At 58.2% G+C, this 12929-nt stretch carries 9 protein-coding genes; 5 read left to right on the forward strand and 4 right to left on the reverse strand.

Going from position 1 to position 12929, the window contains the following annotated elements:
- Nucleotides 1-9: 9 nt before the first annotated feature.
- Complete coding sequence (locus tag IPM54_13140) at nucleotides 10-546, reverse strand: RDD family protein (protein MBK9260749.1); 537 nt, start codon at nucleotides 544-546, stop codon at nucleotides 10-12.
- Nucleotides 547-747: 201 nt separating this feature from the next.
- Between IPM54_13140 and IPM54_13145 the strand changes: the two genes are divergently transcribed.
- Genes IPM54_13145 through IPM54_13165 form a run of 5 tightly spaced genes read left to right on the forward strand, consistent with a single transcriptional unit; the run spans nucleotide 748 to nucleotide 8365 of the window.
- Complete coding sequence (locus tag IPM54_13145; GenBank protein ID MBK9260750.1) at nucleotides 748-1683, forward strand: carbamate kinase; 936 nt, start codon at nucleotides 748-750, stop codon at nucleotides 1681-1683.
- A 9-nt stretch (nucleotides 1684-1692) separates the two neighbouring features.
- Nucleotides 1693-4374 (forward strand): selenium-dependent xanthine dehydrogenase, encoded by a 2682-nt coding sequence (xdh, locus tag IPM54_13150; protein ID MBK9260751.1) that lies wholly within the window; start codon nucleotides 1693-1695, stop codon nucleotides 4372-4374.
- Complete coding sequence (locus IPM54_13155) at nucleotides 4375-5472, forward strand: amidohydrolase family protein (GenBank protein MBK9260752.1); 1098 nt, start codon at nucleotides 4375-4377, stop codon at nucleotides 5470-5472.
- Nucleotides 5469-6968 (forward strand): pyridoxal-5'-phosphate-dependent protein subunit beta, encoded by a 1500-nt coding sequence (locus IPM54_13160; GenBank protein ID MBK9260753.1) that lies wholly within the window; start codon nucleotides 5469-5471, stop codon nucleotides 6966-6968. The genes IPM54_13155 and IPM54_13160 overlap by 4 nt, the downstream gene beginning before the upstream one ends.
- A complete protein-coding gene (locus IPM54_13165; protein MBK9260754.1) occupies nucleotides 6965-8365 on the forward strand; it encodes a pyridoxal-phosphate dependent enzyme in 1401 nt (466 codons plus the stop codon). Before IPM54_13160 ends, IPM54_13165 begins: the two co-directional genes overlap by 4 nt.
- Here IPM54_13165 and ygeW read toward each other — a convergent pair.
- Genes ygeW through IPM54_13180 form a run of 3 tightly spaced genes read right to left on the reverse strand, consistent with a single transcriptional unit; the run spans nucleotide 8362 to nucleotide 12861 of the window.
- Entirely contained in the window at nucleotides 8362-9609 is a 1248-nt protein-coding gene (gene ygeW / locus IPM54_13170) for a knotted carbamoyltransferase YgeW (GenBank protein MBK9260755.1), read from the reverse strand. The genes IPM54_13165 and ygeW overlap by 4 nt on opposite strands.
- 28 nt (nucleotides 9610-9637) lie before the next feature.
- Entirely contained in the window at nucleotides 9638-10846 is a 1209-nt protein-coding gene (locus IPM54_13175; GenBank protein MBK9260756.1) for a YgeY family selenium metabolism-linked hydrolase, read from the reverse strand.
- A gap of 8 nt (nucleotides 10847-10854) precedes the next feature.
- Nucleotides 10855-12861: a glutamate synthase gene (locus IPM54_13180; GenBank protein ID MBK9260757.1), complete on the reverse strand. Its 2007-nt coding sequence runs from the start codon at nucleotides 12859-12861 to the stop codon at nucleotides 10855-10857.
- Nucleotides 12862-12929: the final 68 nt, after the last annotated feature.

Genomic DNA, 12929 nt, shown 5'->3' on the forward strand with positions numbered 1-12929 from the left:
GCCGGCCGCTCAACCCGCCAGCGTCTTGATGACCTTCGTGCCCGCGATTCGATCGTGCAGGCAGCGGCGCCCCTCGCCGAAAATCATCAAATACCCGACGAGATTGACGAGCGGTCCCACACAAGGAATGAAATTGATGGCCTGCGTGACCCACTCGCGCATGGCGACGCCATCGCCAAAGCTCACGGGGGAACCGTCGAGTTTGACCACGCGAATGCGCATCCATTTTTTGCCAATGGTTTGTCCGGTGCGTGAAATCAGCATCCATTGGTAAATGGAGAGCGGCAGAGCGGCCGGCATGATCATCAACCGCGCGAAGAATTTGTCCTTGAGGTCCTCGACGGTAAGTACGTCGATGGCAAGGAGCAATATCATCCAGGGAACGATGAGGCAGAGGGCCAAAAGCCCGTCGACGAGTCGGGCGAGAAACCGATCGAACGGCTCAGCCGGAAATTGCACCTCGTCCTCGTCGTCACCCGATGATGTCACCGCCTGATCGAATTGCGTCGGCGGAGCATAAGGATTTTGATCGTCCCCGTAGTTCATTCGTCCTCTCCGAGTTCGAGCGGATGTTGGCCCGCTCGCGATGAGAAGTCAATTGGTCTTGGGACGGCATGATAAACGAAATCTCGCGTTGCGTGACGTCTGCTCGGCGATGTCGAGTTTTGTTTGGCCCATCGAACATTCCCCTAGTGAGACGCCTGCAGATGAAACATACTTCCGGTGGTATAGAGGTTTGTCGATCCCATGAATTCGCGTAAAGTCGCCGTCGTCGCGCTGGGGGGCAATGCGCTTCTTCGCGCTGGCGAAGTGGCGACGTCCGAAGTGCAAACGGCGCGTGCCGAGCAAGCGGCGCACTGCATTGCAGAGCTCATAACGACAGGTTTTCGCGTCGTCATCATTCATGGGAATGGTCCGCAAGTGGGCAATTTGCTGCTGCAAATGGAGTCTGCGGCCGCGCGTGTCCCGCCGAGTCCGCTCGATGTGGCGGTTGCCGCAACCCAGGGCACGATGGGATACTTGCTCGAACGAGCGCTGCGTAACGAGCTATCGAGGCGTGCAGTTTCAGCGGAAGTCACGACCCTTCTCACGCTCGTCGAAGTCGATCCGGCAGATCCCGCATTCGTGCATCCGGAAAAACCCGTGGGACCGGTCCTCTCACCCGAGCGAGCTCGTCACATGCGCGTCGTCGAACATGCGTCGATCGTCGAGGAACGAGGGCGGGGTTTTCGCAAAACCGTGCCGTCACCATTACCCATTTCCCTCGTCGAGGCGGGCATTTTGCGCACGCTCGTCGATGCTGGAATCATCGTCATGGCGGGCGGAGGTGGCGGCATTCCCGTCGTACGCGAGCAAAACGGGGTTTTACGTGGTATCGAAGCCGTCATCGACAAGGATCGCACGGCCGTGCTACTTGCGCGTGCAGTGCGCGCCACGCATCTCGTCATTCTCACGGAAGTCGAATACGTAGAGGAGCATTTTGGCCAAGTCAATGCGACACCCATTTTGAAAGCGAATGCCTCGCGCATGCGCGAATTGCTCGAGCGCGGCGAATTTCCGCCCGGCAACATGGGTCCGAAAATCGAAGCGGCGCTCGATTTTTTGAAAACCGGGGGAGAAGAGGTCATCATTACATCACTCGAAGCTTTGCCGCGCCAGGTAGGCACACACATTCTTCCGTGAGTCCCGCATATGCATTCTCATGACAAGGATACAATCCACTTCACGCTCGATGGCACCCCCCATGTCGTGCATCCTCGCCCAGGTGAATCGTTGCTCGAGGTTTTACGGGAGCGTTGTGGTATCACGACGGTGAAAGATGGGTGTCGACCGCAGGGACAATGCGGCGCTTGTCTTGCCATCGTGAATGGGCATCCGCGTGTCACGTGCACGCTGCCGATGGATCACGCCGATGGTGCCGTCATTACGACGCTCGCAGGTTTGCCCGCGGATGAACGCGACCGATTGGTTCGCGCTTTTGCGCACGGCGCCGGCGGTGGTCAATGCGGATTTTGTATTCCCGCCATTGCGCTGCACGCAACATCGCTCGTGAAGCACCATCCCGAACCGACACGCAAAGAAATCGACCGCGCACTGGATTTGCATCTGTGCCGTTGTTCAGGATATGCGGGCATCGTTCGAGCCATCGAATCGTACGCTCGGGAAAAACGTGGCGGCGAAAAGGCGCTCGGTCCCGCGGATGGGGGCGTGGGTGCGCCGTCCGCAAGAATCGGTGCGGCAGAGCAGGTGCTTGGTGAGAAACAGTTTGTCGCGGATATGTCTCGCGAAGGTATGCTTCATGGAGCGGTGGTGTTGTCGGCGCACGCCCGAGCAAAAATATTGAATATCGATACGACGAGAGCGCGCGCTCTGCCTGGTGTCGTGACCGTCGTGACGGCAGAAGACGTTCCGGCCGAGCGCTACCAGGGGCTTCTCGAACGGGATTGGCCCGTATTCATAGCCATGGGTGAAGAGGCGCGATGCGTGGGCGACGTGCTTGCGGCCATTGCGGCGGAAGATCTTGCCACCGCGCGTGAAGCAGCGCGGCTCGTGCATGTCGAATACGAAGTGCTCGAACCCGTCGTCGATCCGGCCGTGGCGCTCGAAGCTGCACACCGAATCAACCCAAAGCACGAAAATCTTTTGGGCCGAACCGGCATTCGTCGTGGAAATGCATCGGACGCATTGGCCCAGAGCCGTCATGTCGCTCGAGGTATTTTTACGACGCAACGAATCGAGCATCTTTTTCTCGAGCCGGAATGCGCGCTTGCCGAAATGCTTCCCGATGGTCGAGTGTGCGTCCATTCCCAGGGTCAAGGGGTTTATGACGACCGGCGGCAGATTGCATCCATGCTTGGCCTTCCGGAGGATCGCGTCGTCGTGCGGCTCGTGCCGAATGGCGGTGCATTTGGCGGCAAAGAGGACCTCTCGATTCAGGCGCACGCCGCACTTTTGGCATGGAAAACGGGTCGTCCGGTAAAACTGCCGCTCGATCGCGAACAGTCCATTCGCATGCATCCGAAGCGGCACCCGATGCGTCTCGAATACGAGGTGGGTTGCGACGTCGAGGGGCATCTCACGGCCGTGCGAGCTTATATTCTGGGCGATAGCGGCGCGTATGCTTCCGTCGGGGCCAAGGTGCTCGAACGCGCCGCCGGTCATGCTGCGGGAGCTTATCATGTTCCGCATGTGGACGTATTGGCAATGGCAGCGTACACGAACAACCCTCCGAGCGGCGCAATGCGCGGTTTTGGTGTCCCACAAGTAACGTTTGCGCTCGAAGCGTGCATCGACGAGCTTGCCGCGATGACGGGACTCGATAGGTGGGAGATTCGGTATCGTAATGCCGTTCGTGTGGGCGATCCCGTGACGACGGGGCAAATCTTGAAAAAGTCCGTCGGCATCGAGCGATGTCTATTGGCAGTCAAACCAGCGTGGGACGAAGCCAGGAAAAACAATCGAGCGGTCGGGATTGCGTGCGGGATCAAAAATTCGGGTATTGGCAATGGTGTGCCCGAACGAGGTCGAGTGCTGCTCCGTGTCGAGAACGACGCGACCATTTCATTGTTCAACGGTTTTACCGAAATGGGCCAAGGGCTCTTTACTGTGCTTGCACAGATTGCCGCGGAAGTAACGAGTTTGCCTCTCGCGACATTCCGCCCGCGTGTGGATACGGACGTTCCTTGCGATACGGGACAAACCACGGCGTCACGCGGAGCGCTCTTGTCGGGACGGGCCGCCGAAATAGCTGCGAAGAAATTGAAGGAAGCGCTCGGTGCGGGGAAAACGCTTGTCGAGCTCGCGGGGCAATGGTTTTACGGAGAACATCAGATTACGGACACGACGCCCATCGATACATACGCTGCCGAGCCCAAGACGCATACGACGTACGGATTTGCCGCGCAGGTCGTTTTGCTCGATGAAGAAGGGCGCATCGAGCGAGTCGTTGCGGCGCACGATGTGGGGCGTGCATTGAATCCCGCATTTTGCAAGGGACAAATCGAGGGGGCCATTCACATGGGGCTCGGTTATGCGCTCACCGAAGAGCTCGCATGCGAAAAGGGAATGCCTACGACGTTTTGGCTGCGTGACTTGGGCGTCTTGCGCGCGCGTGACATGCCCGAGGTCGAAGTCATTCTCGTGGAAGAGGCGGAGCCGGAGGGGCCGTTTGGTGCGAAAGGAATTGGCGAAATCGGGCTCGTGCCAACGGCAGCGGCGGTGGCGTCTGCTCTATACGCGGCAGATGGAATTCGGCGTCGAGAATTGCCCTTGAAGGAATCGACCGCGGCCAAGGCAATGAGCGTCGGACCGCATCATGCCCACCATCACCCGCCACCTTCCGAGCGAATGTTTTTTCGCAAAGGAGGGCATTGAGTGGCTCGTATCGACCGCGGTTTCGTCAATGCGCATACGCACCTGTACAGTGGCCTTTCGCCCCTGGGTTTGCCGCCGCTCGACCCGCCGCCGCGGAATTTTCTCGACATTCTCGCGCGGCGCTGGTGGATCCTCGACCGAGCGCTCGATCACGACATCCTTCTAGCATCAGCACGGTTTTGCGTCGCGAATGCACTCCTTGCCGGTACCACCGTGCTCGTCGACCACCATGAATCTCCTCATTGCATCGAAGGTTCGCTCGATGTGATTGCCGATGCGTGCCAAGACCTCGGCATTCGCGCGGTCGTCTGTTATGGCACGAGCGAACGCAATCATGGCGAAAAAGAGGCTTTGGCGGGGCTCGAAGAAAATCGCAGATTCATTGAAGAAAACCAACGACCACTCGTGCGGGGCGCCGTGGGTTTGCATGCCTCGTTCACGCTCGGAGATGCCTCGATTCGGCGCGCGGGGGACCTTGCGCGGCGCCTGCGCGCGCCCATTCACGTGCACGTGGCCGAAGACATGGCCGACGTGGAGGATGCAAAGCAGCGTGGTTACGCAGGGCCGCTCGAAAGATTGCTCGCGCTGGATGCTCTTCCGCCGAATTCGATTCTTGCGCACGGCGTTCACTTGACGCGTGCGAATGTGCAAAGCGACCTTGCCAACGTGTATGCGTGGATCGTTCAAAATCCTCGTTCGAACGAAGCAAATGGCGTAGGATATGCTCGCGTTTTGGGCCTCGAGGATCGCGTAGCGCTTGGTACGGATGGTTTTCCGTCGAATATGCAAGACGAACGGGACGCGCTCGAGCGAATAGCGAAAAAAGATGACGAAGTTTCTGCGGCAGAGCTCGTGCAGAATCGTCTCGAGGCGTCGTCTCGTCTTGCGTACGAATTTTTCGGCGCGCGTAGCGATGATCACGTCGAATGGGACGAAAATTTCAGTGCTCGCGCGCCGCGGAGCGTCACCATTGCAGGACGCGAATTGGTTCGGGATGGCAACCTCGTGTCGGGGAATTTGCCATCCATTCGCGAAGAAGCCGAGCGCGCGGCAGCGCGGCTTTTCGAGCGAATGCAATCGACGGGAGACAAACCATGACTCGGCTCGGAATCGAGGAGCGAATCGTCGACGACTCTACGCTCGAGCGCACGGCAGCCAGGTTTCGTGAGCGAGGCATTACGCTTCCGACATTTGCCGAGCTATCGGATCCGCGGCGTATTGGGCCGTCGGTCGTGGAGAAGCTCGCGACCATTGGGCCGGACGAATCACATCCGTTGAATTTGTTTCGCGTGCATTGGTACAACGACGAAACGGCGGCGCGATTTCGCGACACGCCGGCACACGTCGTGTTGCCATCGTCGCTTACCGGAGTGCGTGCACGTATCGTCGTTGCGCTGGGTGATCGTTTTCCACTCATTCGTGCACACAAGGTTCTCGCGGCGTACGCGTGCCTCGTTCCGCGCCTCGTCACAGGCCAATTCGACCCCACGTTTCATCGAGCGCTCTGGCCTTCCACGGGCAACTATTGTCGTGGAGGTGTAGCGATATCGAAGATACTCGGTTGTCGTGGCGTTGCCATTCTCCCCGAAGGAATGAGCCAAGAGCGATTCAGGTGGCTCGAGCAATGGGTGGAGGATCCGGCGGCGGACATCGTGAAGACGCGCGGCAAAGAAAGCGACGTGAAAGAAATTTACGATGCGTGCGAATTTCTCGAGCGGCAAGATCCGGCAAACGTCGTTTTTAATCAATTCTGTGAATTCGGTAATCATCTTGCGCATCGTCTGGTGACCGGCAGCGCCTTGGGGCGCATATTCGAAGCGCTGCGCGAAAAGCAGCCAAATCTACAATTGGCGGCGTTCGTGTCGGCAACCGGTTCGGCGGGCACGATTGGAGCCGGCGACTATTTGAAGGATCGCTTCGGGAGTCGCATCGTCGCAGCCGAAGCGCTCGAATGTCCCACGATGCTTTACAATGGATTCGGTTCGCACAACATCCAAGGCATTGGCGACAAGCACGTTCCGCTCATTCACAACGTCATGAATACGGATATCGTCACGGCCATTTCGGACGCGGCGACCGATAGATTGTTCGTTCTGTTCAACGATCCGGTTGGACGCGCATACTTGGCCGAACGTTGTGGCATTTCGCCCGACATCATCTCGCAGTTGGGGTCCTTCGGCATTTCATCCATCTGCAATGTTCTCGGCGCGATCAAAGTGGCCCGTTATTTCGACCTCGGCGACGACGACGTCATCATGACGATCGCAACCGACGGAGCGAGCATGTATACGAGTGAATGCCCGCGCATTCTGGGCGAACGTTACGGCGGCCGTTTCGATGATCGATCGGCGGCGCAGGCATTTGGCGAAGACATTCTCGGGGCAGACGTCGATCACCTCCTCGAATTGAGACACGTCGATCGTACGCGTATCTTCAATTTGGGCTACTTTACATGGGTCGAACAGCGTGGAGTTTCGCTTGCCGACTTCGAGGCGCGGCGTCAACAAGCGTTCTGGCGAGCACTCGAAAAGCTCCCGGCACGCTGGGACGAGCTCATTCGCGAGCTGAACGGGCGCATTGGGGGGCGTGAATGACGCGGTCGATGCTGGTTTGTTCTGGCTGCGGCTACGAATTGCCAAAACTTCGCGACATGCCGCTCGGATTTCGGTGTGCACACGCCGAGGGCGAAGCGACGATCGATCACGTGCTCGCGCGAAAGCTCGGCGATGCGGGGCAATTGCAGCCATGTTTAGGCGAGACAAACCCATTTCTGCGGTTTCGCCATTTTGACCATGTATATCTTGCGGCGCAACACGCCGGTTTGTCCGACCAGCAGTATGTGGACATTGTTCAGCGGCTCGATGATGCCATCGCGAGCGTCGATGGTCATGGATTCCGCGTGACACCGTATGGCAAAGCCGAGCTGCTCGGATGCGCCATGGGTTTTTCTGGGCAAGGTGGTATTTGGATAAAGAACGAAACGGGAAATGTTTCCGGTTCACACAAGGGTCGGCATTTGTTTTCGGCGCTCGTGCACCTCGAAGTCGTCCGCGCGCTTGCTTTGGCTGATGTTTCCGCGGAGCTCGTCATTGCGAGTTGTGGCAATGCCGCTCTGGCAGCGGCGGTGCTTGCGCGAGCGGCGCAGCGGACGCTACGCGTATTCGTGCCGGAAGATGCCGACGCTGTGGTTTTGTCGCAAATACGGTCTCTTGGAGCGCAAATTGAAGTGTGCCCACGGGAGCCGGGCGTTCTGGGGGATCCGACGTATCGTCGTTTTCGCGAAGCGATTCGTTCGGGCGGCATCCCATTTTCATGTCAAGGCCCCGACCAAGCACTGGCGATTCAAGGTGGCAAAACGATCGCTTGGGAAATGATTCATTCGGACGAACCTGCGCCCGAGCGGGTTTTCGTGCAGGTGGGTGGCGGTGCGCTGGCCAGTGCGGTTTTCTCGACATTCGAGGAGGCCGTAGCATTGTCGAAAATCGAATCGTTGCCGCGCCTTCACGCCGTGCAAACGCAAGGATGTTTTCCGTTGGCGCGAGCATACACGCGTCTTATGAGCGACATCGAACGGCGTTATTCGCTGCAGTTACCCGAAGACGAAGAGGCGCGGGCGGCATTCTTACGCGACGTGCTTGGTTCCGCGGGCATCGAAGACGTCGTGCGATATGCAGCGCGCAATCGTGCGCAATTCATGCAGCCGTGGGAGGAGACACCGCATAGCATTGCGCATGGAATTTTGGACGACGAAACCTACGATTGGCTTGCGATCGTGCGCGCAATGCTGCTTTCCGCCGGTTTTCCCATCATCGTCGAGGATGGTGACATTCAACATGCGCTCGACGTGGGACGTCGTGAAACGGGTATCGACGTGTGTGCGACGGGCGCTGCGTCGCTCGCGGGCGCGTATGTGCTCGCGCGAGCGCGTCCTTCTGTGCTGGGCGAGCGTGTGACGGTGCTTTTTACGGGGCGCCGTCGCGATTCGAATTAAAAACGTCTCGACGGGGGCGGCGGAATGCTGGATGGCCGGGTCTTGCGGGCGGCAAATGCAGCTTCTCCTGCTTGCAGCAATCGAGCGAGCGATGCAGCCGGCTGGCGAATGCGCATGCCCAGTATGAGCGAGGCAATGACGAAGGGCTTGTAGCTGGCTTGCTTGTAGGTATTGATTCGAGCGTCCTCGAATACGTCTCGATCGACCTCACCGCGTTCGCACGATAGTCCCGACACATCAGCGGGCAAGCAATGCATGTAGAGGGCTTTGCGGCCGCTCGTGCGCTCCATGCGCGCCGCAGTGCACGTCCAATCGACGTGTTTTGCATTCTGCGCCAACGCTTCTGTTTCGAGCTCCTTTGTGTGGTCCATTCGCCCAGCGCGGAGTCGTTTCGTGCGCTCTTCCATGATTGCAAATGGTGCCCACGATTTCGGGTAAACGATGTCCGCTCCGTCGAAGGCATCGTCCATCGAATGGGTGACTTGCACCGAACCGCCACTTTCAGCGGCGAATGCTTGCGCCTTTTCCAGCGGCAATTCGGCTAATTCGTAGCCGGGCGGATACGCCAGGCGAACGTGCATTCCAAACCTCGATAACAGGCCAACGATGCCTTGCGGAACGCTCAGCGGTTTGCCATAACTTGGCGAATACGCCCAACTCATAGCGATTTTACGCCCGCGCAGGCCTGCCAGGCCCCCGAAAACATGCGCGAGATGACGCAAATCCGCGAGTGATTGCGTCGGGTGGTCCAAATCGCTCTGCAAATTGATGACGGACGGCCTACCCATGAGCGCGCCGGCGCGATGCGCTTCAGCCAGCGACGCCGCCACTTCCGTCATGTAGAAATGCCCCTCGCCAAGATACATGTCGTCACGAATGCCGAATACTTCGGTCAAGAAACCAATCATGGCAGCGGTTTCGCGGGTCGTTTCGCCATGCCCTATTTGACTCGTCGCTTCATCGAGCTCTTCGGTGGCCAGACCGAGCAGATTACACGCGGACTTGAATGCATAACGTGTTCGAGTGGACTTGTCGCGGAAGATGCTCATTCCCAGGCCGCGATCGAAAAAGCGTGTCGATATGCCCAATCTGACGAGGTCCTCCAGGATTTCGGAGGCCAAAAGCACCCATCGAATGGTGTCCTCGTCGTGATCCCACGTGGCAAGGAAATCACGCTTTTCGAGGCTACAGCCAATCTTTTGAATACGGTCGATTTTTTCTTGCACGTCGTCGAATACGTTCATCACGATCCGTCCTTCCCCGCCTTGTTGCTCATCCGCGTGGTTCGGCCACGAATGCGGCAGAAAATGCTGCATAAAACTTTGCAGCGATTGTCAAGTGATCGATGGGGCACTGATCCTCGGGCGTGTGGGCATGCACTTCGTTGCCCGGGCCGAACCCGAGCGTCGGGATACCAAACATGCCCGCGGTGGCAATCCCGTTTGTCGAGAACGTCCATTTCCCAACGCCGGGCGTTTTCCCGAGCGCCCCTTGACCGGCCGCGAGGGCCGCTCGAATGGCGGGATGGTTTTCTTCGAGCAGCCACGTCGGGTAATATTTTCGTGTGGGATAGACGAGCCCGCGCCAGGTGGGACGCGAATAATCGAGCACGGAAAGCTCTGCGTTTGCTTGCATGACGGAGGGTAGCTTGGCAATTGCATCGAGCGCAATTTGTTCCGTTTCACCTTTGGTGAGCCGTCGGTCGAGATGAATCGTGCAGCTATCGGCAACGGCGCAAAGCGACGGTGATGTCGATCGGATCGCGGAAATCGTGACGGATCCTTTTCCGAGAAATGGGTCGGCGCCTCGAACGAGGTCATCATTGTGCCGAGCGATGTCTTCGATGATGGGCGCCATTTTGTAAATTGCATTGATGCCGCGTTCGGGCGCCGAACCGTGCGCGCTTCGGCCCTGCGTTCGCACTTCGACCTCCATGCGTCCGCGATGGCCGCGATATACGGCGAGGTTCGTCGCTTCGGTGCTGATGACGACGTCCGGCCGGAGCACGCCCTCGCGCAGGATGTATTGCCAGCACAATCCATCACAATCTTCCTCCATGACCGTGCCGGTTACCCAAAGCGAAACGCCATCCAAAAGGCCCAGTTCTTTGGCAATACGTGCGCCGTGTACGGCGGCGGCCATTCCCCCTTCCTGATCGCTCGCTCCTCGGCCAAAAATGATTCCGTTTTCAATGATGCCGGCATAGGGGTCGAATCGAAATGTCGAGCGGTCCCCGATGCCGACGGTATCGAGGTGAGCGTCCAAGGCGATGATGGTCTTTCCGGAACCTACTCGCCCGAGCACATTACCAAAACCATCGATTTTGACCTCGTCGAATCCGGCGCGCTCCATTTCTTCGGCGGCCCGACGTACGACACGTTCCTCGTCACCGCTCTCCGAGGGAATGGCAATCATATCACGAAGAAATTGCACCATGTCGTCGGTGTACTTATCGGCACGTTCGGCAATGGCGCTCGTCATGCTATTCGTCATGCGTCCTTCTCCCAGAGACACGAAACCCAATTGACATCATTTTGCGACAATACGGCATTTCGGAGCAAGTTCAGGATCCCGTACCACGTCAAGTCCACTTCGCCAGCGGCAATTCCTTCGATGGTCCCTTCTGGATCGTGTTCGGAGAAAGTCACTCGAAATCCGTTGCCCTCGAAAAGTATCTTGCCGTGACGCGCTTCCAAGCGAAAGGCGGCGTCATCGAAACGCCCTAGAACGAGGTCGCGCTCCGCGGAGCGCTCGACATAGACCCCGTCCCCGGTGCTCGCCGAAAACGATGCGATGCTGCCATAAAATCGAGGTTTCATGCGGTACGGGCCGCCGTCTTCGGGACAGAAAATGTCACAATTGCCGCATTCGTTGCAATGGTCCGCAAAGCATCCAATCTGGTGTTTTTCGTCGAGGCGCAAGAGTCCCGAACGACGAAATACCCACGCCGTGCCTTCTCGATGGGCTTTGACGATGGGCAATTCAGTGTGACCCGCGGCGAGCGTGAAATTGGCATCGTTGGGACAAACGGGAATGCATTTGTCGCATGTAATGCAATCGAAGAGATGAAGCTTCGTGCCGAGCTTTTTCGGCGGTTTGTCATGGTGATTGCGATGGTAACGTCCGCTTGCGAGAATGCCTTCGGCATAACTTTGCGTATTTCGCCGCGCTGCCTCGCGGACCCAGCGGTCATATGCGTCACCGGAAGCGGCCAATAGATCACGTTTTTCGTCGAGGGCTCGGGCGCATCGAGCTTCCGTGTCGGCATCGAGCGCCAGCGCGGCAAGCGCAGCGCGGCCATGCCCGTGGGCACGAATGATCCAATCGCCACGTGTGGCAGCACCGACGGCGTCCATGCGTCGAAATAGCTCCTCGAAGTACCGGTGCGCTCGACCATATCCACCTGGCTTCAGCCAATCGGTGCACACGGTGACGGGAGCAAAATCGAGCGCCACGGCGTCGGCGAAATTCGACCAATCGATTCCGGCAGAAAACGAAATGGGCAAATTCATGCCGACTGCTTCGCGAATACGTGCGGAAAGGCGTACGGCGAGCACGTGCAGCGGAGGCCCGGAAAGGTACGCTTCGGGAATGTCCTTCGGGAAAAATGCGCGCGTGTTTTTCACGACGAGCGTGTTGGTCAACTTGATACCGAATCCAAGCCCTCGCGCAGCCGCTTCATTCGACAGACGCCCAATCATCGACACAACGTCGTCCCATTTTGCATCGCTATCGAAAGCTGCGTCCGGAACCTCGACATCATGATAGCCGAGCTCTCCGTGCAATAGCCGGAGCAATTCGTTTTTGCCGAGAAGTGTCGGATTCAATTTGATCGTGACAGCCAGTCCATATTCGCTCATGATCAGCTGCGCGATGCGCTCGATTTGTCCCGGGGGACAGCCGTGAAATGTCGATAGGGTAATGCCCGCAGCCAGGCGCGAAGGAACATCGACGTCACGATAACGCTGCAATTCGCGCGGAATCTCGTGCCGCAGTTTGTCGATGACGGGGCTTGCGTCGCACATGCGTCGCAAAAATCCATCGACCTTTTCGCTTTCTATACCTGCGAGATCGTACCCAATGCTCGCTTCGAAGAGGACGCCTCGCACCGGCTGCGCAATCTTGGCGATACCGCTTTCTGCTAGAATTGCGATGGCCAGCGCAGCTTTTGCGTATTCCTCGAGCGACTCGGCAATACGCAGCTCTTGCGACCATTCGACGTTGTATCCCACCGTCGTCATATCGATGCAGGGTCGAGGAATGTCGAGATCGTCCTTGACTTGCACCGTTTTTAGCTCGATGACGCGTCCGCCCGCGAGGTACGACAGGACGATATTCGGCGCGAGCTGGGTATGCGGTCCCGCGGCGGGCCCAAGGGGCACGGGCGCTCGCTGACCGTGGATGATGGCTTCGAGGTTGCGATGGCCGGTGGACACGAAGAACTTGCGCGACGGCAGATCAAAAATACTCTGCCGCGTGTCCATCTCGCGGAACATGCGGCGCAAAAGTGCCGGAAAGGGATAGGGTCGCAGGTTCGTCGTCAAGCTTGCACCGTCATTGGCGA

This window comes from Polyangiaceae bacterium (assembly GCA_016715885.1).
Lineage (GTDB): Bacteria > Myxococcota_A > Polyangia > Polyangiales > Polyangiaceae > Polyangium.

What these genes read in the sequence shown, in the direction of transcription:
- IPM54_13160 (MBK9260753.1), top strand. Translation starts at nt 5,469, where the DNA reads ATGACTCGGCTCGGAATCGAGGAGCGAATCGTCGACGACTCTACGCTC.
- IPM54_13175 (MBK9260756.1), bottom strand. Translation starts at nt 10,846, where the DNA reads ATGACGAGCGCCATTGCCGAACGTGCCGATAAGTACACCGACGACATG.
- IPM54_13180 (MBK9260757.1), bottom strand. Translation starts at nt 12,861, where the DNA reads ATGTTCCGCGAGATGGACACGCGGCAGAGTATTTTTGATCTGCCGTCG.
- IPM54_13140 (MBK9260749.1), bottom strand. Translation starts at nt 546, where the DNA reads ATGAACTACGGGGACGATCAAAATCCTTATGCTCCGCCGACGCAATTC.
- xdh (MBK9260751.1), top strand. Translation starts at nt 1,693, where the DNA reads ATGCATTCTCATGACAAGGATACAATCCACTTCACGCTCGATGGCACC.
- IPM54_13165 (MBK9260754.1), top strand. Translation starts at nt 6,965, where the DNA reads ATGACGCGGTCGATGCTGGTTTGTTCTGGCTGCGGCTACGAATTGCCA.
- ygeW (MBK9260755.1), bottom strand. Translation starts at nt 9,609, where the DNA reads ATGAACGTATTCGACGACGTGCAAGAAAAAATCGACCGTATTCAAAAG.
- IPM54_13145 (MBK9260750.1), top strand. Translation starts at nt 748, where the DNA reads ATGAATTCGCGTAAAGTCGCCGTCGTCGCGCTGGGGGGCAATGCGCTT.